This is a genomic window from Brenneria alni, assembly GCF_003666245.1.
GTDB lineage: Bacteria > Pseudomonadota > Gammaproteobacteria > Enterobacterales > Enterobacteriaceae > Brenneria > Brenneria alni.
The window spans coordinates 55699-75737 of record NZ_MJLZ01000001.1 but is presented as its reverse complement, the minus strand read 5'-3'; the positions used below and the strand labels follow the sequence as shown (position 1 = coordinate 75737).

The 20039-nt window shown below is 52.8% G+C and carries 16 protein-coding genes; 15 read left to right on the top strand and 1 reads right to left on the bottom strand.

All coding sequences use genetic code 11. The features are described from left to right. Positions 1 to 11: 11 nt before the first annotated feature. From BIY29_RS00310 to lpxC, 13 genes are all read left to right on the top strand, one after another. Entirely contained in the window at positions 12 to 1775 is a 1764-nt protein-coding gene (locus tag BIY29_RS00310) for a peptidoglycan glycosyltransferase FtsI (protein ID WP_121572718.1), read from the top strand. Beyond that, positions 1762 to 3249, top strand: coding sequence for a UDP-N-acetylmuramoyl-L-alanyl-D-glutamate--2,6-diaminopimelate ligase (gene murE, locus BIY29_RS00305; RefSeq protein WP_121572717.1), 1488 nt, complete (start codon positions 1762 to 1764; stop codon positions 3247 to 3249). Before BIY29_RS00310 ends, murE begins: the two co-directional genes overlap by 14 nt. After that, positions 3246 to 4607 (top strand): UDP-N-acetylmuramoyl-tripeptide--D-alanyl-D-alanine ligase, encoded by a 1362-nt coding sequence (gene murF / locus BIY29_RS00300; protein WP_121572716.1) that lies wholly within the window; start codon positions 3246 to 3248, stop codon positions 4605 to 4607. The genes murE and murF overlap by 4 nt, the downstream gene beginning before the upstream one ends. Further along, positions 4601 to 5683 carry a phospho-N-acetylmuramoyl-pentapeptide-transferase gene (mraY, locus tag BIY29_RS00295; protein ID WP_121572715.1) on the top strand — a complete coding sequence of 361 codons (1083 nt, stop codon included), beginning with the start codon at positions 4601 to 4603 and terminating at the stop codon, positions 5681 to 5683. The genes murF and mraY overlap by 7 nt, the downstream gene beginning before the upstream one ends. Positions 5684 to 5686: 3 nt before the next feature. Then, complete coding sequence (murD, locus tag BIY29_RS00290; protein ID WP_121572714.1) at positions 5687 to 7003, top strand: UDP-N-acetylmuramoyl-L-alanine--D-glutamate ligase; 1317 nt, start codon at positions 5687 to 5689, stop codon at positions 7001 to 7003. Then, positions 7003 to 8205, top strand: coding sequence for a cell division protein FtsW (ftsW, locus tag BIY29_RS00285; protein WP_121572713.1), 1203 nt, complete (start codon positions 7003 to 7005; stop codon positions 8203 to 8205). Before murD ends, ftsW begins: the two co-directional genes overlap by 1 nt. Then, on the top strand, positions 8202 to 9293 hold the full coding sequence (murG, locus tag BIY29_RS00280; protein ID WP_121572712.1) for an undecaprenyldiphospho-muramoylpentapeptide beta-N-acetylglucosaminyltransferase: 1092 nt from the start codon (positions 8202 to 8204) through the stop codon (positions 9291 to 9293). The genes ftsW and murG overlap by 4 nt, the downstream gene beginning before the upstream one ends. Before the next feature lie 77 nt (positions 9294 to 9370). Then, positions 9371 to 10831, top strand: a complete 1461-nt coding sequence (murC, locus tag BIY29_RS00275) for a UDP-N-acetylmuramate--L-alanine ligase (RefSeq protein WP_121572711.1) — start codon at positions 9371 to 9373, stop codon at positions 10829 to 10831. Positions 10832 to 10843: 12 nt separating this feature from the next. After that, positions 10844 to 11764 carry a D-alanine--D-alanine ligase gene (locus tag BIY29_RS00270; protein ID WP_121572710.1) on the top strand — a complete coding sequence of 307 codons (921 nt, stop codon included), beginning with the start codon at positions 10844 to 10846 and terminating at the stop codon, positions 11762 to 11764. A 1-nt stretch (position 11765) separates the two neighbouring features. Continuing rightward, complete coding sequence (gene ftsQ, locus BIY29_RS00265; RefSeq protein ID WP_121572709.1) at positions 11766 to 12632, top strand: cell division protein FtsQ; 867 nt, start codon at positions 11766 to 11768, stop codon at positions 12630 to 12632. After that, a complete protein-coding gene (gene ftsA / locus BIY29_RS00260) occupies positions 12629 to 13885 on the top strand; it encodes a cell division protein FtsA (RefSeq protein WP_121572708.1) in 1257 nt (418 codons plus the stop codon). The genes ftsQ and ftsA overlap by 4 nt, the downstream gene beginning before the upstream one ends. A 67-nt stretch (positions 13886 to 13952) precedes the next feature. Beyond that, a complete protein-coding gene (gene ftsZ / locus BIY29_RS00255) occupies positions 13953 to 15104 on the top strand; it encodes a cell division protein FtsZ (protein ID WP_121572707.1) in 1152 nt (383 codons plus the stop codon). A gap of 102 nt (positions 15105 to 15206) precedes the next feature. Next, positions 15207 to 16124, top strand: coding sequence for a UDP-3-O-acyl-N-acetylglucosamine deacetylase (gene lpxC, locus BIY29_RS00250; protein ID WP_121572966.1), 918 nt, complete (start codon positions 15207 to 15209; stop codon positions 16122 to 16124). A gap of 5 nt (positions 16125 to 16129) precedes the next feature. Here the strand turns inward: lpxC and BIY29_RS00245 are convergent, their stop codons facing one another. Then, a complete protein-coding gene (locus BIY29_RS00245; protein WP_121572706.1) occupies positions 16130 to 16657 on the bottom strand; it encodes a DUF721 domain-containing protein in 528 nt (175 codons plus the stop codon). A 28-nt stretch (positions 16658 to 16685) separates the two neighbouring features. Between BIY29_RS00245 and secM the strand changes: the two genes are divergently transcribed. Beyond that, positions 16686 to 17198, top strand: a complete 513-nt coding sequence (gene secM / locus BIY29_RS00240) for a secA translation cis-regulator SecM (RefSeq protein ID WP_121572705.1) — start codon at positions 16686 to 16688, stop codon at positions 17196 to 17198. Positions 17199 to 17296: 98 nt separating this feature from the next. Next, on the top strand, positions 17297 to 19999 hold the full coding sequence (gene secA / locus BIY29_RS00235) for a preprotein translocase subunit SecA (protein ID WP_121572964.1): 2703 nt from the start codon (positions 17297 to 17299) through the stop codon (positions 19997 to 19999). The last annotated feature ends 40 nt before the right edge of the window (positions 20000 to 20039 follow it).

The window sequence follows — 20039 nt, the reverse complement described above, 5'->3', positions numbered from 1 at the left end:
TCCAATTAGGTATGAAAGCAGCCCGTACAGGAAGACTGAAACGCCAGGAAGACCAAGCCAGCTTTGTTAGCTGGCGTTTTGCGTTGCTCTGTAGCTGCATTCTACTGGCGATGGTCGGCCTGATGGTTCGTACGGCTTATCTTCAGGTGATCAACCCCGATAAACTGGTGCGTGAAGGTGATATGCGTTCGCTGCGCGTGCAGGAAGTGCCGACGGCACGCGGCATGATTAGCGATCGGGCGGGGCGCCCATTGGCGGTAAGCGTGCCGGTTAATGCAGTTTGGGCCGATCCGAAAGAATTGAATGAAAATGGCGGCATCACACTGGATACGCGCTGGAAGGCGCTCTCTGATGCGCTCGAAATTCCTCTTGATCAGATGGCGGCGAAGATTAATGCCAACCCCAAAGGGCGCTTTGTCTATCTGGCCCGTCAGGTTAACCCGGCCATTGGCGAATATATTCATAAACTTAAGTTGCCTGGCATTAATCTGCGTCAGGAATCCCGCCGCTACTATCCTTCTGGTCAGGTCACGTCCCATTTGATTGGTTTCACCAATATTGACGGACAAGGTATTGAAGGCGTCGAAAAAAGTTTTGACCGTTGGCTGACCGGACAACCGGGTGAAAGAACCGTGCGTAAAGATCGGTTTGGCCGGGTGATTGAAGATATTTCCTCCGTTGACAGTCAGGCTGCACATAATCTGGTATTGAGCATTGATGAGCGTTTACAGGCGCTGGTCTATCGTGAACTGAACAACGCAGTGGCATTTAACAAAGCAGAGTCCGGTACTGCGGTGCTGGTGGATGTGAACACCGGCGAAGTGCTGGCGATGGCGAACAGCCCGTCTTATAACCCCAATAATCTGGCTGGTACCCCCAAAGATATTATGCGCAACCGCGCCATTACCGATATTTTTGAACCTGGCTCTACCGTGAAGCCTATGGTGGTAATGACGGCGCTGCAACGCGGCGTGATAAAAGAAAACAGCGTCCTCAATACCCTGCCGTATTACATTAACGGCCACGAAATTAAAGACGTGGCGCGTTACAACGAGTTAACCCTGACCGGGATCCTCCAGAAGTCGAGTAACGTCGGTGTTTCCAAACTGGCGTTAGCGATGCCGTCCTCTGCGTTAGTCGATACATACTCTCGTTTGGGATTGGGAAAAGCGACCAATTTGGGGTTGGTCGGAGAAAGCAGTGGCTTATATCCTCAAAAACAACGGTGGTCTGACATAGAGAGGGCCACCTTTTCTTTTGGCTACGGGCTGATGGTAACACCGTTACAGTTAGCGCGAGTCTACGCCACTATTGGCAGCTTCGGGGTTTATCGCCCGTTGTCGATCACCAAAGTTGATCCACCGGTAGCGGGCGAACGTGTGTTCCCTGACGCGCTGGTGCGCACCGTGGTTCATATGATGGAAAGTGTTGCACTGCCGGGCGGCGGCGGCACCAAGGCGGCCATTAAAGGCTACCGGATTGCGATTAAAACCGGGACGGCGAAAAAAGTCGGCCCGGATGGCAAATACATCAACAAATACATTGCCTACACGGCGGGTGTTGCACCCGCCAGTAACCCTCGGTTTGCCCTGGTCGTGGTTATCAACGATCCGCAGGCCGGGAAATATTACGGCGGTGCGGTTTCAGCACCGATATTTGGCGCCATTATGGGGGGGGTATTACGTACGATGAACGTAGAACCTGACGCATTGCCCACTGGTGACAAAAACGAGTTTGTAATTAACAGAAAAGAGGGTTCAGGTGGCAGATCGTAATTTGCGCGAGTTATTAGCGCCGTGGGTGCAGGATGCCCCGGCCTGTGCGCTGCGGGAAATGACATTAGACAGCCGTGTTGCGGCTGCCGGGGATCTGTTTGTCGCTATTGTCGGCCACAAAACAGATGGACGGCACTATATCCCGCAGGCCATTGCGCAAGGTGTGGCAGCGATCATTGCCGAAGCAGAAGGCGAGGCCGCCGATGGCGCGGTGCGTGAAATGCACGGCATACCTGTGGTTTACCTGAGCAATCTGAATCAACGTCTTTCCGCTCTGGCAGGACGTTTCTATCAACAGCCAGCAGAGAGATTGCAACTGGTTGGCGTGACCGGCACCAACGGTAAAACCACAACGGCACAATTATTGGCGCAGTGGAGTCAGGCACTGGGTGAAACCAGTGCCGTGATGGGAACGGTAGGGAATGGTTTGTTGGGGCGTGTTGTACCCGCAGAGAATACTACCGGATCGGCTGTGGACGTACAGCAGGTGTTGAGGCAACTGGTTGATCAAGGCGCGACGTTTGCAGCAATGGAAGTCTCTTCTCATGGTCTGGTGCAAAACCGTGTCGCCGCATTGCCGTTCGTCGCGGCGGTATTCACCAATCTGAGCCGTGACCATCTGGATTATCATGGTGACATGGAACACTATGAAGCCGCCAAATGGTCGCTGTTCGCCGACCATCGTGTGGGCCAAACGATCATCAATGCGGATGACGATGTCGGTCGCCGCTGGCTGGATAAACTGCCGGACGCCGTTGCCGTTACCCTGGAAAACAATCTCATCCCTGGCTGTCGCGGACGCTGGCTGAAAGCGACCGGCATTGATTACCACGACAGCGGCGCCACCATCCGTTTCGATTCAAGTTGGGGTAATGGCGAGATTGAAAGCCCGCTGATGGGCGCGTTTAACGTCAGTAACCTGCTACTGGCGCTGGCCACGCTGCTCTCCCTCGGTTATCCCTTGAGCCAATTGATTACTTCAGGTTCACAACTGCAACCGGTGTGCGGCAGGATGGAAGTTTTCCACGCCGAGGGCAGACCGACGGTGGTGGTGGATTATGCCCATACGCCGGATGCGCTGGAAAAAGCGCTGGAAGCGGCGAGGTTGCATTGCGGGGGGCAACTGTGGTGTGTCTTTGGCTGCGGTGGCGATCGCGATAAAGGTAAGCGCCCACTTATGGGGGGAATAGCAGAACAACTGGCCGATAAAGTGGTGGTGACTGACGATAACCCGCGCAGCGAAGAACCGTATGCCATTGTCGGGGATATCCTGGCGGGCCTGCTGGATGCCGGGCGTGTCCAGGTTATTCATGGCCGTGCCGAAGCCGTAACCAGCGCCATTATGCAAGCGAAAGAGAATGATGTAGTGCTGGTGGCCGGTAAAGGTCATGAGGATTACCAATTGGTCGGCAACCGGCGTCTGGATTATTCGGACCGCATTACTGTCGCCCGCTTATTGGGGGTCATCGCATGATTCGCGTTTCCTTACAACAGCTTGCTTCAGTGCTGAGTGCTGAATTGATTGGCGAAGATGTTGAAATCGACGATGTTTCAACCGACACGCGCAAGCTGAAAGCCGGGTGTTTATTTGTCGCGCTAAAGGGCGACAAATTTGATGCGCATGACTATGCCGCGGAGGCATTAAAAAACGGTGCGGCTGCATTGTTAGTAAGTAAGCCCTTACTCGCTAATGTGCCGCAGTTGTTGGTGAAAGATACCCGCCTGGCGCTGGGAACATTGGCAGGCTGGGTGAGGCGGCAATCAAATGCAAGAGTGGTGGCATTAACCGGATCTTCCGGAAAAACGTCTGTCAAGGAAATGACCGCCGCGATCCTGCGTCAATGCGGCAGTGTGCTTTATACCGCTGGCAACTTTAACAATGATATCGGCGTGCCATTAACGTTATTGCGTTTGACGCCGGAGTATCAGTTCGCAGTGATTGAGCTGGGGGCTAATCATATCGGTGAAATTGCTTACACTACCGATTTGGTGCGTCCGCAAAGCGCGTTGGTTAACAACCTCGCTGCCGCGCATCTGGAAGGTTTTGGATCTCTGGCTGGCGTGGCGCAGGCGAAAGGTGAAATTTTTGCCGGGCTGTCAGCCGATGGCGTGGCGATTATTAACGCGGACAGTAATGACTTCCCGCACTGGCAGGTGATGCTGAACCATAAAACCCTATGGCGTTTTTCGCCGCAGGCTGCCGGTGATACTGATTTTTTTGCCAGTGATATCAAGGTGCTTGCACAGGGTACACGATTCAATCTGCATACCCCGTTCGGACGGATTGAGGTGATGTTGCCGTTGCCAGGCCGTCACAACGTGGCGAATGCGCTGGCGGCGACGGCGCTGTCCATGTCTGTAGGTGCAACGTTAGAAGCAGTGAAAACCGGTTTGGCGCAGCTTCAGGCTGTACCGGGAAGGTTATTCCCGATTGTGCTGGCGGAAGGAAAACTGCTGCTGGATGACAGCTATAACGCGAACGTCGGGTCGATGACGGCGGCGGCGCAGGTGCTTGCCGACATGCCGGGATACCGTGTGATGGTGGTCGGGGACATGGGCGAACTGGGAGATGAGGCGCAGGAGTGCCATCGTCAGGTCGGCGAAGCCGCACGTGTCGTGGACATCGACAAAGTATTAAGCGTGGGTACGTTAAGTGAATTGATAAGCCATGCCAGCGGCAGCGGCGAGCATTTTCAGGATAAAGCCGCGCTGGTTTCACGCCTAAGCGCGCTGATTGCTGAACACAAAATAATAAGCATATTGGTTAAGGGTTCACGCAGCACTGCGATGGAGCAGGTAGTTCGCGCATTACAGGAGAATGCAACATGTTAGTGTGGCTGGCCGAGCATCTGGTCAAATTTTATTCCGGCTTCAACGTCTTTTCCTATTTGACGTTTCGCGCCATTGTCAGCCTGCTGACCGCGTTGGTGATCTCCTTATGGATGGGGCCGCATTTGATTGCCTGGCTGCAACGCTTGCAGATCGGGCAGGTGGTGCGTAATGACGGGCCGGAGTCGCATTTCAGCAAGCGGGGAACGCCGACGATGGGCGGTGTGATGATCCTGGTTTCCATCATTATTTCGGTGCTGATGTGGGTGAATCTGTCTAACCCGTATGTCTGGTGTGTGCTGGCCGTGTTGCTGGGTTATGGCGTGGTCGGCTTCATTGACGATTACCGCAAAGTGGTACGCAAAGATACCAAAGGGTTGATTGCGCGCTGGAAATATTTCTGGCAATCGCTGATTGCGCTGGCGGTTGCTTTTGTCATGTATTCGATCGGTAAGGACACGCCGGCGACCCAGCTTGTTGTGCCGTTCTTTAAAGACATCATGCCCCAGTTGGGGTTGCTGTATGTTGTGCTGGCTTACTTTGTGATTGTCGGGACCAGTAATGCGGTAAACCTGACCGATGGTCTGGACGGTCTGGCAATCATGCCGACGGTGTTTGTCGCCGCTGGGTTTGCATTGGTCGCCTGGGCAACGGGGAATATGAATTTTGCCGGTTATTTACACATTCCGTATATCCGTCATGCCAGTGAGCTGGTGATTGTGTGTACGGCCATTGTGGGCGCCGGGCTTGGCTTTTTGTGGTTTAACACCTACCCGGCCCAGGTGTTTATGGGCGATGTGGGTTCGCTGGCGTTAGGCGGTGCGCTGGGCACGATCGCGGTGTTGCTGCGTCAGGAATTTCTGCTGGTGATTATGGGCGGCGTGTTCGTGGTGGAAACGCTGTCGGTCATTTTGCAGGTCGGGTCTTTTAAATTACGTGGCCAGCGAATTTTTCGCATGGCGCCGATTCATCATCATTATGAACTTAAAGGGTGGCCGGAACCACGCGTGATTGTGCGTTTCTGGATTATTTCGCTGATGCTGGTGCTAATTGGCCTGGCAACGCTGAAGGTACGGTAAAACATGGCGGACTATCAGGGTAAAAAAGTTGTCATTATCGGGCTAGGGCTGACCGGGCTCTCCTGTGTTGATTTCTTTCTCGCACGTGGCGTGGTGCCACGCGTGGTGGATACCCGTATCAGTCCGCCAGGGGTGGATAAGTTACCGGAAAACGTGGAACGCCATTTCGGCGATCTCAACGAAAGCTGGCTGATGAGCGCAGATTTAATTGTGGCCAGCCCAGGTATCGCCCTGGCTACGCCGATACTGTGTGATGCAGCAGAGGCGGGCATTGAGATAGTCGGCGACATTGAGCTGTTTTGCCGTGAAGCGCAGGCGCCCATTGTGGCGATTACTGGTTCTAATGGTAAAAGCACGGTGACCACGTTGGTCGGCGATATGGCGCGGGCCGCCGGATGGCAGGTAGGTGTGGGGGGCAATATCGGCCTGCCTGCATTGCAGTTGCTCCAGCATGAATGCCAGCTTTATGTGCTTGAACTGTCAAGCTTTCAACTGGAGACAACCCGCAGTTTACAGGCTGCGGCGGCGACCATCCTGAATGTGACCGAAGACCATACCAATCGCTATCCGTTTGGCTTACAGCAGTATCGTGCCGCTAAGTTACGTATTTACGAACGCGCCAACGTGTGTGTTGTTAATGCTGATGATGCACTGACTATGCCGGTGCGCGGCGCCGATGAGCGCTGTGTGAGTTTCGGTGTTGACGTCGGTGATTACCACCTGAACCGCCAGCAAGGGGAAACCTGGCTACGGGTTAAAGGTGAGCGGGTACTGAACACCCGTGAAATTAAACTGGTGGGACAGCACAACTACACCAATGCGCTGGCCGCCCTGGCATTATCGGATGCCGTTGGTATTCCTCGTTCATCAGCCTTAACGGCCCTGACCGCCTTTACCGGCCTGGCGCATCGTTTCCAACTTGTATGGGAGCGCAACGGTGTGCGGTGGATTAATGATTCTAAGGCCACCAACGTCGGCAGTACCGAAGCGGCATTAAGCGGGCTAAAGGTGGAAGGCACCTTGCACCTGTTATTAGGGGGCGACGGCAAGTCGGCCGACTTTTCGCCTTTGCTGCGTTATTTTCAGGGCGACAACATCCGGCTTTACTGTTTTGGCCGTGATGGCCAGCAACTGGCGTCGCTGCGTCCAGACATTGCAGAGCAGACAGAAACGATGGAGCAATCCATGCACGTGATAGCACGGCGTGTTGCACCTGGAGACATGGTATTACTGTCGCCGGCCTGTGCCAGTCTCGATCAGTTCCGCAGTTTTGAACAACGGGGCGATGAGTTCGCCCGTCTGGCGGAGGAACTGGGCTGATGCGGTTTTTCGGGCTGGCGTTTATCGAACGTATAAAAAGCTGGGTCATGGGGACGCGGGAAAGCGATACGTTGAGCGTTGTTCTGTATGACCGTACTTTGGTGTGGCTGACGTTTGGGCTGGCTGTAATTGGTTTTGTCATGGTGACGTCCGCCTCAATGCCGATTGGACAACGCCTGGCAAGCGATCCTTTCCTGTTTGCCAAGCGTGATGCGCTGTATCTGGGGCTGGCGTTTGCGCTGGCGATGGTGACGTTGCGCATTCCGATGGAGATATGGCAGCGTTACAGCCCGGTGCTGTTGTTGGCCTCTATGGTCTTGCTGTTAGTGGTGCTGGCTGTTGGCAGTTCGGTTAACGGCGCATCCCGCTGGATTTCACTGGGGCCATTGCGCATTCAGCCCGCGGAGTTATGCAAGCTGGCGCTGTTCTGTTATCTCTCCAGCTATATGGTGCGCAAAGTGGAAGAAGTTCGTAACAACTTCTGGGGCTTTTGTAAGCCAATGGGCGTTATGGTGGTGTTGGCCGTGCTGCTGCTGGCCCAGCCGGATCTGGGAACGGTGGTGGTGCTGTTTATTACCACGCTGGCGATGCTGTTTTTAGCAGGCGCCAAACTGTGGCAGTTTCTGGCGATTATCGGCTGCGGTATTTTTGCCGTCTGCCTGCTGATTGTCGCTGAACCCTATCGTATGCGGCGCGTTACTTCTTTCTGGAACCCGTGGGAAGATCCATTCGGCAGCGGTTATCAGCTAACCCAATCCCTGATGGCGTTTGGACGTGGTGAGCTGTGGGGACAAGGCCTGGGAAATTCGGTGCAGAAGCTGGAGTATTTGCCGGAAGCGCACACCGATTTCATTTTCTCCATTTTAGGTGAAGAACTCGGCTATATCGGTGTGGTTTTAGCGCTGTTAATGATATTCTTCGTCGCTTTTCGTGCGATGTCCATCGGGCGTCGGGCGTTGGAGATTAACCAGCGTTTCTCTGGTTTTCTGGCCTGCTCTATTGGCGTCTGGTTCAGTTTTCAAACGCTGGTAAACGTCGGGGCGGCCGCGGGTATGTTGCCAACCAAGGGGCTGACATTACCCCTAATCAGTTACGGTGGTTCAAGTTTGATCATTATGTCAACGGCCATCGTTTTACTGTTACGCATTGATTTTGAAACGCGTCTGACAAAAGCGCAGGCGTTTACGAGGAGTGCCCGATGAGTGGCGAAAGCAAGCGTTTGATGGTGATGGCAGGTGGAACGGGGGGGCATGTGTTTCCCGGTCTCGCTGTTGCGCATCATCTGATGGCGCAGGGCTGGCAGGTGCGGTGGTTAGGCACTGCCGATCGTATGGAAGCGGATTTAGTGCCGCAGCATGGTATTGAAATTGATTTCATCCGTATCTCCGGGCTGCGAGGTAAGGGGCTGCGTGCCCAGTTGGTCGCACCGTTGCGTATTTTCCAGGCCGTCAGGCAGGCACGGGCGATTATGCGTCGTTATAAGCCGGATGTGGTGCTGGGGATGGGCGGTTATGTTTCCGGCCCCGGTGGTTTAGCTGCATGGCTGTGTGGCGTACCGGTTGTACTGCATGAGCAAAATGGGATTGCAGGGCTGACCAACCGTTGGTTATCGCATATCGCCAAAAAAGTTTTACAGGCTTTTCCGGGGGCGTTTGTGAAAGCTGAAGTGGTTGGCAACCCGGTCAGAGCGGATGTGCTGGCTTTGCCAGCGCCGGAGGTTCGTATGGCTGGCCGTACCGGCCCGGTTCGGGTGCTGGTGGTGGGCGGCAGTCAGGGGGCGAGGGTTCTTAACCAGACGTTGCCGGGTGTTGCCGAACGGTTAGGCGATAGCATTACGATTTGGCACCAGGTTGGTAAAGGTGCGTTGTCGGGCGTTCAGCAGGCTTACCAGCAGGCCGGGCAGACGCAGCATAAAATCACCGAGTTTATTGATGATATGGCAGCGGCTTATGCCTGGGCTGATGTGGTGGTCTGTCGCGCAGGCGCTTTGACCGTCAGTGAAATTGCCGTGGCCGGGTTGCCAGCGCTGTTTGTCCCTTTTCAGCATAAGGACAGGCAGCAGTATTGGAATGCCCTGACGCTGGAGAGAGTGGGGGCGGCAAAGATTATCGAGCAGCCGCAGTTCAATGTTGCGTCTGTAAGTGAAGCATTGGCGAGTTGGGATCGCGCCACGTTGATGACGATGGCGCAAAAAGCCCGTGCGGCGGCGATCCCCGATGCGACAGACCGGGTCTCGGCGGAAGTGAGTGCTGCAGCGGGCAGCCGGGCCGCTCGTGCAGTTCATGGTTAGCTGAACATGGTTAATGAATACAGCATTGCCGGGCGGCGCCGTCGTCTGGGAATTAAACAAGGTAGCGATAGAAAAAAGTGAATACTCAACAACTGGCGAAACTGCGTTCAATCGTGCCCGAGATGCATCGCGTCCGGCACATCCATTTTGTCGGCATCGGCGGTGCCGGCATGGGCGGTATCGCCGAAGTGTTGGCCAATGAAGGGTATGAGATAAGCGGATCCGATCTGGCGCCGAATGCCGTCACCCAGCAGTTGAGCGAACTCGGCGCACAGATTTATTTCCACCACCGTGCGGAAAATGTGCTGAACGCCAGTGTGGTGGTGGTATCCAGCGCCATTTCTGCCGATAACCCGGAGATTGTAGCGGCTCACGATGCGCGTATCCCGGTGATCCGTCGGGCAGAAATGCTGGCAGAGCTAATGCGTTTCCGTCATGGCATTGCGGTGGCGGGAACGCACGGTAAAACCACGACAACGGCGATGGTTGCCAGCATTTATGCCGAAGCGGGGTTGGACCCAACATTTGTGAATGGTGGTCTGGTGAAGGCGGCGGGAACGCACGCACGTTTGGGTTCAAGTCGTTATCTGATTGCTGAAGCGGACGAAAGCGACGCATCGTTTCTGCATTTACAGCCGATGGTGGCGATCGTGACGAACATCGAAGCCGACCATATGGACACGTATCAGGGGGATTTTGAGAACCTGAAACAGACCTTCATCAACTTTTTACACAATCTGCCGTTTTACGGTCAGGCTGTGATGTGTGTGGATGATGTGGTGGTTCGCGAACTGCTGCCTCGGGTCGGGCGTCATATTACCACCTATGGTTTTAGCGACGACGCCGATGTGCGTATCGAAAGCTATCGGCAGGCGGGCGCGCAAGGGCACTTTACGCTGGCGCGTCAGGATAAGCCGTTGCTGAATGTGATGCTGAACGCGCCTGGCCGTCACAATGCGCTGAATGCCGCCGCCGCTGTCGCGGTGGCAATGGATGACGGTATTGACGATGAGTCGATTCTGCGGGCGCTGGAGCATTTTCAGGGGACTGGCAGACGCTTTGATTTCCTGGGTGAGTACCCGTTGGAACTGGTTAACGGGCAACGCGGCAGCGCCATGCTGGTGGATGACTACGGTCACCACCCGACTGAGGTCGACGCGACAATCAAAGCAGCGCGGGCTGGCTGGCCCGATACACGGCTGGTGATGATTTTCCAGCCGCACCGCTATACGCGTACCCGTGACTTGTATGATGACTTTGCTCATGTGCTGTCGCAGGTAGATGTTTTACTGATGCTGGATGTCTATCCGGCGGGAGAGTCGCCAATCCCTGGTGCGGATAGCCGCTCTTTGTGCCGCACGATCCGTGGGCGGGGTAAGATTGATCCTATTTTGGTCACCGATGTGGATACTTTGCCTGAACTGCTGTCACAGGCGCTACGTGGCGGGGATCTGATTTTGGTTCAGGGTGCCGGTAATATTGGCAAACTGGCGCGCAAACTGGCTGACTCCAGACTGCAACCACTGATGAGCGAATGACGGGGGAACATCATGACTGAGAAAATTGCTGTATTGCTTGGTGGAACCTCTGCCGAACGTGAAGTGTCGTTACTTTCAGGCCAGGCGGTACTGGAAGGTCTGAGGGAAGCGGGGATCAATGCCCATGCTGTCGATACGCGCGAATTTCCGGTAACGCATTTAAAGGATGAGGGGTTCACTAAAGTCTTTATCGCCCTGCATGGCCGAGGTGGCGAGGATGGTTCGCTTCAGGGCGTTCTGGAGTTTTTACAACTTCCTTATACCGGCAGTGGGGTGATGGCGTCCTCGCTGACGATGGATAAATTACGCACCAAGCTGGTATGGCAGGCATTGGGACTACCGGTGTCACCTTATGTTGCTTTGAATCGCCAACAGTTTACCGCGACCAGCCAAAGCGAGTTGCTGGAGAAATTCTCGCATTTAGGTATGCCGCTGATTGTGAAGCCAAGTCGTGAAGGCTCCAGCGTGGGTATGAGTAAAGTAAATCAGGCCAGTGAATTGCCTGCCGCGCTGGCAGAAGCCTTCCGCCATGACAACGATGTGCTGGTCGAAAAGTGGTTGAGTGGCCCGGAATACACTGTCGGTATTGTTGGTGATGACGTCTTGCCGTCCATCCGTATTCAGGCTGCTGGCACATTTTACGATTACGAAGCGAAATATCTGTCGGATGAAACGCAGTATTTTTGCCCAAGCGGTCTGTCGGCTGAAAAAGAGCAGGAACTGGCCGCGTTATCAATGGCGGCTTACCGTGCGTTGGATTGCAGCGGCTGGGGCCGGGTGGATCTGATGATGGACGGCGAAGGGGCCTTTTATCTGCTGGAGGTCAACACCTCTCCGGGGATGACCAGCCACAGTCTGGTGCCGATGGCGGCTCGTCAGCGCGGCATGACTTTTTCACAACTGGTTGCCCGGATTTTGGAGTTGGCTGACTGATATGTCGCAGGCAGCGCTGAATACACGCGGACGAGAGCCTGAATCGAAAGGCGCACGCCGCAGTAATGGAAACCAGTTGGCAGGGGTGATTTTCCTGCTGATGGTAGTCGGGACGATCGTCTGGGGTGGTTGGATGGTCGTCGGTTGGATGAAGGATGCCAGCCGTCTGCCTCTGTCCAGAATGGTAGTGACGGGCGAAAGGCAATACACCACCAACGAGGATATTCGCCAGGCGATTCTTGCGCTGGGTTCACCGGGAACCTTTATGACACAGGATGTGAATGTGATCCAACAGCAGATTGAACGTCTGCCGTGGATCAAACAGGCCAGTGTTCGTAAGCAGTGGCCGGATGAATTAAAGATTCATCTGGTTGAATATGTTCCGGTAGCACGTTGGAATGACCTGCTAATGGTCGATGCGGAAGGGAATGCTTTCAGTGTGCCGGTCGAGCGCGTGGGTAACCGTAAAATGCCGTTATTGTACGGCCCGGAAGGTAGTGAAACAGATGTGCTGGAGGGTTACCGGACCATGAATCAGGTATTGGCGGCAGGAAAGTTCAGCCTAAAAATGGTGGCGATGAGTGCGCGTCATTCATGGCAACTGGGATTAGATGATGATATCCGTCTCGAACTGGGACGGGATGAACGGGCCCGGCGTCTGGCTCGCTTTATCGAGCTTTATCCGCTGTTGCAACGGCAGGCTCAGAGCGAGAGTAAACGTATTAGCTATGTAGACTTGCGTTATGACACTGGCGCAGCGGTAGGTTGGGGGCCGGCCTTGTTTGATCAGCAAAGTGTTGATCGGCAGCAAGACATTGATCAGCAACAGAAAAGTAACCAGAATCAGGCACAGGCTAAACAACAATGATCAAGTCGACGGACAGAAAACTGGTAGTTGGGCTGGAAATCGGTACAGCAAAAGTGGCTGCGCTGGTAGGGGAGATTCTGCCCGATGGCATGGTCAATATTATCGGTGTGGGCAGTTGCCCGTCACGCGGTATGGATAAAGGCGGCGTTAACGATCTCGAATCGGTCGTCAAATGTGTTCAGCGTGCGATTGATCAGGCTGAACTGATGGCAGATTGCCAGATATCGTCGGTGTATCTGGCGCTATCGGGAAAGCACATCAGTTGCCAGAATGAAATCGGGATGGTGCCTATTTCGGAAGAAGAGGTTACCCCGGAAGATGTTGAAAGCGTTGTACATACCGCCAAGTCTGTACGTGTACGCGATGAACACCGCATTCTCCATGTGATCCCACAGGAGTATGCCATTGATTACCAGGAAGGAATTAAGAATCCGGTCGGGTTATCCGGCGTGCGTATGCAAGCGAAGGTTCACCTGATCACCTGCCATAACGATATGGCGAAGAATATTGTCAAAGCCGTGGAACGTTGCGGTTTGAAGGTGGATCAGCTGATTTTCGCCGGTTTGGCATCCAGCTATGCGGTATTGACGGAAGATGAGCGCGAACTGGGTGTTTGTGTCGTGGATATCGGTGGCGGAACGATGGACATCGCGGTTTATACCGGTGGCGCCTTGCGGCATACCAAGGTGATCCCTTATGCGGGTAATGTGGTAACCAGTGATATCGCCTACGCGTTTGGCACGCCGCCGACCGATGCTGAAGCGATAAAAGTTCGCCACGGCTGCGCGTTAGGCGCGATCGTCAGTAAAGATGAAAATGTTGAGGTCCCAAGCGTAGGGGGACGTCCACCGCGCAGCTTGCAACGGCAGACGCTGGCGGAAGTGATTGAACCGCGTTACACCGAATTATTGAATTTGGTTAACGACGAACTTTTACAGTTGCAGGAGCAGTTACGTCAACAAGGCGTTAAACACCATCTGGCAGCAGGTATTGTGCTTACAGGGGGTGCTGCGCAAATAGACGGCCTGGCGGCTTGTGCACAGCGTGTGTTCCACACTCAGGTGCGCATCGGGCAGCCACTAAATATTACAGGTCTGACGGATTATGCGCAGGAACCTTACTACTCCACGGCGGTCGGGTTACTGCATTACGGCAAGGAGTCTCACCTCGGTGGTGAGCATGAGGTCGAAAAACGTGCCTCAGTGAGCAACTGGTTCAAAAGAATCAATAGCTGGCTGAGGAAAGAATTTTAATTTTATCAAAGAGATCACTTAGCACAGTTTATGATCTCGCAGTTACAGGCACAAACGGAGAGAAACTATGTTTGAACCAATGGAATTAACCAACGACGCGGTGATTAAAGTCATCGGCGTCGGCGGCGGCGGCGGTAACGCTGTCGAACACATGGTGCGTGAGCGCATCGAAGGCGTTGAATTCTTTGCTGTGAATACGGATGCTCAGGCATTGCGTAAGACAGCAGTGGGCCAAACGATTCAGATCGGTAGCGGCATCACCAAAGGTCTTGGAGCTGGCGCCAATCCGGAAGTTGGTCGTAATTCAGCAGAAGAGGATCGTGAAGCACTGCGCACGGCGCTTGAAGGTGCTGATATGGTGTTTATCGCCGCGGGTATGGGCGGGGGCACGGGTACGGGCGCAGCACCTGTGGTTGCTGAAGTAGCGAAAGACCTGGGTATTCTGACGGTTGCCGTTGTAACCAAGCCTTTCAACTTCGAAGGCAAAAAGCGTATGGCCTTCGCTGAACAGGGGATCGCCGAACTGTCTAAGCATGTCGATTCGCTGATCACCATCCCAAACGATAAGTTATTGAAAGTTCTGGGGCGTGGGATCTCTTTGCTGGATGCATTCGGTGCAGCGAACGATGTTTTAAAAGGCGCGGTTCAGGGGATCGCTGAACTGATTACCCGTCCTGGTTTGATGAACGTTGACTTTGCAGATGTTCGCACCGTGATGTCTGAAATGGGTTATGCCATGATGGGTTCAGGTGTTGCGCGTGGTGAGGATCGTGCGGAAGAAGCGGCAGAAATGGCGATCTCCAGCCCGTTGCTGGAAGATATCGACCTGTCTGGCGCACGTGGTGTGCTGGTTAACATTACGGCGGGTTTCGATCTGCGTTTGGATGAATTCGAAACGGTGGGTAACACCATTCGGGCATTTGCTTCTGACAATGCGACGGTGGTTATCGGTACGTCGCTTGATCCGGAAATGAATGACGAACTGCGCGTCACGGTGGTAGCGACGGGTATCGGTATGGACAAGCGTCCGGAAATTACCCTGGTGACAAATAAGCAAGCCAGTCAGCCTGTTATGGATCACCGTTATCAGCAGCATGGTATGACGCCACTGTCTCAGGAAAAACCGGCGGCTAAAGTGGTCAATGACCAAAATCCGCAAACCAATAAAGAGCCAGATTATCTGGATATCCCGGCGTTTCTGCGTAAGCAGGCGGACTGATACCGCTATATGACGTTGGAATCTCCGCTCTTTGTGCTAAACTGTCCCGCCGAATCTGGTATATGCTAGATCGGTAGGTTCAGTAACATGCGAGATAAAATGATGATCAAACAACGTACATTAAAACGTATTGTTCAGGCGACAGGGGTCGGTTTGCATACCGGCAAGAAAGTCACTCTGACCATGCGTCCTGCACCGGCAAATACCGGGGTCATCTATCGTCGCACTGACTTGAATCCACCGGTTGATTTTCCGGCAGATGCAAAATCCGTGCGTGATACCATGCTCTGTACTTGCCTGGTTAATGAGCATGACGTGCGCATTTCTACGGTGGAACATCTTAACGCTGCGCTGGCAGGGTTGGGAATTGACAATATTGTCATTGAAGTTGATGCACCGGAAATTCCAATTATGGACGGTAGCGCCAGTCCTTTTGTTTACCTGCTTTTAGATGCGGGTATTGAAGAACTGAACAGTGCCAAGAAATTCGTGCGTATCAAGCAACCTGTGCGGGTTGAAGATGGCGATAAATGGGCTGAACTGACGCCGTTTAACGGTTTTAGTCTGGATTTCACCATCGATTTCAATCATCCGGCTATTGATGCAGGCTCCCAGCGTTATCGTCTGGACTTTTCTGCTGATGCTTTCGTGCGTCAGATAAGCCGCGCGCGTACTTTTGGTTTTATGCGTGATATCGAATATTTGCAGTCTCGTGGGTTGTGCCTGGGCGGCAGTTTCGATTGTGCGATAGTAGTAGATGATTATCGTGTGCTAAACGAAGATGGGTTGCGTTTTGAAGATGAGTTTGTTCGCCATAAAATGCTCGACGCCATCGGCGACTTGTTTATGTGTGGTCACAATATCATCGGTGCCTTTACTGCATTTAAGTCAGGACATGCCTTGAATAATAAACTGTTGCAGGCTGTGTTGGCTAAACAGGAAGCGTGGGAATACGTCACCTTTGAAGACGACGCTGAAATGCCATTGGCATTTAAAGCTCCGTCGACTGTAATGGCTTAACGTAGTCATTTCTTATTACGACTGGTTTTACTGGTACTCTCTCCGGCCAATGAAGCCAGTCGTTCTAATATCTTGCGTAATTTCTCCGGGCTGTGATCGGCCAAACTTCTTAATGTTTCCGCACTTTGCTCACTCAACTGACGTAATGGCTTGATATCTGCCTTATCGGGTGTGTTGATGTGGCTGTTTTTCACCATTTCATGTCCCTTTGCGGCGAGCGCCGGATTAATCCTGATGTCGATTGAAGCCAATGATGGTAATATTTGGGCGCGTAATGCAGAGAGCAATGCTGGTTGTTCATAACGTAACCGCATCAACCAGTTAGCATTGGCGGTTTCCAGTACCAGCAACCCTTGCCGATAGTTAGCAACCCGGCACCAGGGATGCAATGGTGCGGGAAGTAATCCACGTACAGCTCGGTTGAGTTTTAGTAAAGCGATAGCGCGCTGCTGCACATCACGCAGTGGACCAGTACCCGCACCCGATGCGTTATCAAATAGGGATTCCAGTGATTGTGGGCGGCTATCACGCATAAATCAGGCTCCGACGGAAATTAAAATAGTGATCGGTATTCTAAATCGTTGGCGACAATTTGGCAGACGTTATTTCTGGCCGCATCTCTTATTAGGGATGGTCGCGGCGAGTCTTGGCTTGCCTAGCAGTCTGAATGAGTCACAGGAACCGGCCCCGTTACCTAATTCTGCTTCCAGCGTCAGCCGCCAGGACAGTACCTCACTCAGCCTTACCGATTTAGTGGCGTTGAAGGAAGCGCATCGTCGACCTTCTTTTGGCGTGGACTACTGGCATCAGCATGTCATCCGTACGGTAATACGTCACCTCTCTTTTGCACTTACTGCACCACAACAGATTAACGCGCCATTGGTCGATGACTTATCTTCGCATTCTCTGGTGTTATTGGATACGTTAAACGCGTTATTAACGCGTGAAGAGAAACTACCAACCATCATTCGCCAGACAGGGCGAATCTCTTCTTTTCCTCCAACACATCATCAGGCGGGGATCTGGCTGGCCCAGGTTTGCGGCATTCGTGCCGGTCCATGCTTCCAAAGCTGAAAAAGGTTTATTGCTAATTAACAGCTGTAGGATTCTCCCCCAGTCTTTTGATGTTGTACCGCCGCTGGATGAGTGGCATTTGTGAGATAAAAATTATTATGGCCTTGAATATATTAACCAAAATTTTTGGTAGTCGTAACGATCGTACTCTGCGCCGCATGCGTAAGAATGTTGAGGTGATTAATCGTCTGGAAGCCGATATGGAAAAACTTTCAGATGATGAGTTGAAAGCCAAAACGCTTGAATTCCGTGAGCGTCTGGAAAAAGGCGCATCACTGGAGAGCCTGCTGCCAGAAGCCTTTGCCGTGGTGCGTGAATCCAGTAAACGTGTGTTCGGTATGCGCCACTTTGACGTCCAGTTAATCGGCGGGATGGTGTTGAATGAGCGGTGTATTGCTGAAATGCGTACTGGTGAAGGTAAAACGCTGACGGCGACGCTACCTGCTTATCTCAATGCACTGACTGGCCGCGGCGTTCATGTCGTGACGGTGAATGATTACCTGGCGCAGCGTGATGCGGAAAATAACCGTCCACTGTTTGAGTTTCTGGGATTGAGCGTTGGCATCAACCTGCCGGGAATGCCAGCGCCCGCTAAACGTGAAGCCTATGCTGCTGATATTACTTACGGTACTAACAATGAATACGGATTCGACTATCTGCGTGACAACATGGCCTTCAGCCCGGAAGAGCGCGTACAGCGTAAACTGTATTATGCATTGGTGGATGAGGTTGACTCCATCCTGATCGATGAAGCCCGTACCCCGCTGATTATTTCCGGGCCAGCTGAAGACAGCTCTGAACTTTATATCCGTGTTAACAAAATAATTCCTCACCTGATTCGTCAGGAGAAAGAGGATTCGGATACGTTCCACGGTGAGGGTCACTTCTCTGTTGATGAGAAAGCGCGTCAGGTTAACCTGACCGAGCGCGGTCTGGTGTTAGTCGAAGAACTGCTGGTGAGAGAAGGCATTATGGAAGAGGGGGAGTCACTGTACTCTCCTGCCAATATTATGCTGATGCATCACGTTACGGCTGCATTGCGTGCTCATGTGCTGTTCACCCGTGATGTAGATTATATTGTGAAAGACGGTGAAGTGATTATCGTGGATGAACACACCGGGCGTACCATGCAAGGGCGTCGCTGGTCGGATGGTTTACATCAGGCGGTGGAAGCAAAAGAGAATGTCGCTATTCAGAATGAGAACCAGACATTAGCCTCAATCACTTTCCAGAATTACTTCCGTTTATATGAAAAACTGGCCGGTATGACCGGCACGGCGGATACGGAAGCCTTTGAATTCAGTTCGATTTATAAGCTGGATACCATTGTTGTTCCTACCAATCGTCCGATGATCCGTAAAGATCTGCCCGATCTGGTCTATATGACCGAAAGTGAAAAGATTGATGCCATCATTGAGGATATCAAAGAGCGTTCTGTAAAAGGCCAGCCTGTACTGGTTGGTACGATTTCCATTGAGAAATCAGAGGTTGTTTCTCAGGCGTTGGATAAAGCGGGCATTAAGCACAGTGTGCTGAACGCCAAGTTCCATGCGATGGAGGCGGATATCATCGCGCAGGCGGGACAAAGCGGTTCGGTAACCATCGCCACCAACATGGCCGGTCGTGGTACGGATATCGTACTGGGCGGAAGCTGGCAGGCTGAAATCGCACGGTTGGAAAACCCCGATGAAGCGCAGATAGCCGAAATCAAGGCGGAATGGCAGAAACGCCATGATGCGGTGCTGGCGGCTGGCGGTTTGCATATTATTGGCACTGAACGCCATGAATCCCGTCGTATCGATAACCAGCTACGTGGCCGTTCCGGTCGTCAGGGGGATCCGGGTTCGTCACGTTTCTATCTGTCGATGGAAGATGCGCTGATGCGTATTTTTGCTTCCGATCGTGTCTCCAACATGATGCGTAAACTGGGTATGAAACCCGGTGAGGCGATTGAACATCCCTGGGTAACTAAAGCGATTGCCAATGCGCAACGTAAAGTAGAAAGCCGTAACTTCGATATTCGTAAGCAATTGCTTGAGTATGATGATGTCGCCAACGATCAGCGCCGGGCAATTTACTCTCAGCGTAACGAATTGCTGGACGTTTCTGATATCAGTGAAACCATCAACAGTATCCGTGAAGATGTTTTCAAAGTGACCATTGATAGCTATATACCGCCGCAATCGCTGGAAGAAATGTGGGATACCGAAGGTCTTGAGCAACGTCTGAAAAATGATTTTGATCTGGATATGCCGATTAAAGAATGGCTGGATAAAGAGCCAGAACTGCATGAAGAGACGCTGCGTGAACGCATTTTCCAGCAGGCGGTTGAAGTTTATCAACGTAAAGAAGAAGTTGTGGGCAGCGAGGTCATGCGCAACTTTGAGAAAGGCGTTATGTTACAAACGCTGGACTCCCTGTGGAAAGAGCATCTGGCGGCAATGGACTACCTGCGTCAGGGTATTCATCTGCGTGGCTATGCGCAGAAAGATCCCAAGCAGGAATATAAGCGTGAGTCTTTCGCCATGTTTGCCGCCATGCTGGAATCATTGAAATATGAAGTGATCAGTACGTTGAGTAAAGTACAGGTTCGTATGCCGGAAGAGATTGAAGTGCTAGAGCAGCAGCGTCGTGAAGAAGCAGAGCGTCTGGCACGCCAGCAGCAGTTGAGTCACCAGGAGGAAGCCAGTCTGGATACCGGTGTGCCTGTTCAGGCGGAACGCAAGATCGGTCGCAACGATTCCTGTCCCTGCGGTTCCGGGAAAAAATATAAGCAATGCCACGGTCGTTTACAGAAGTAACCGATTGTGAATTGATTAATATGAAGTGAGTAATAATAGA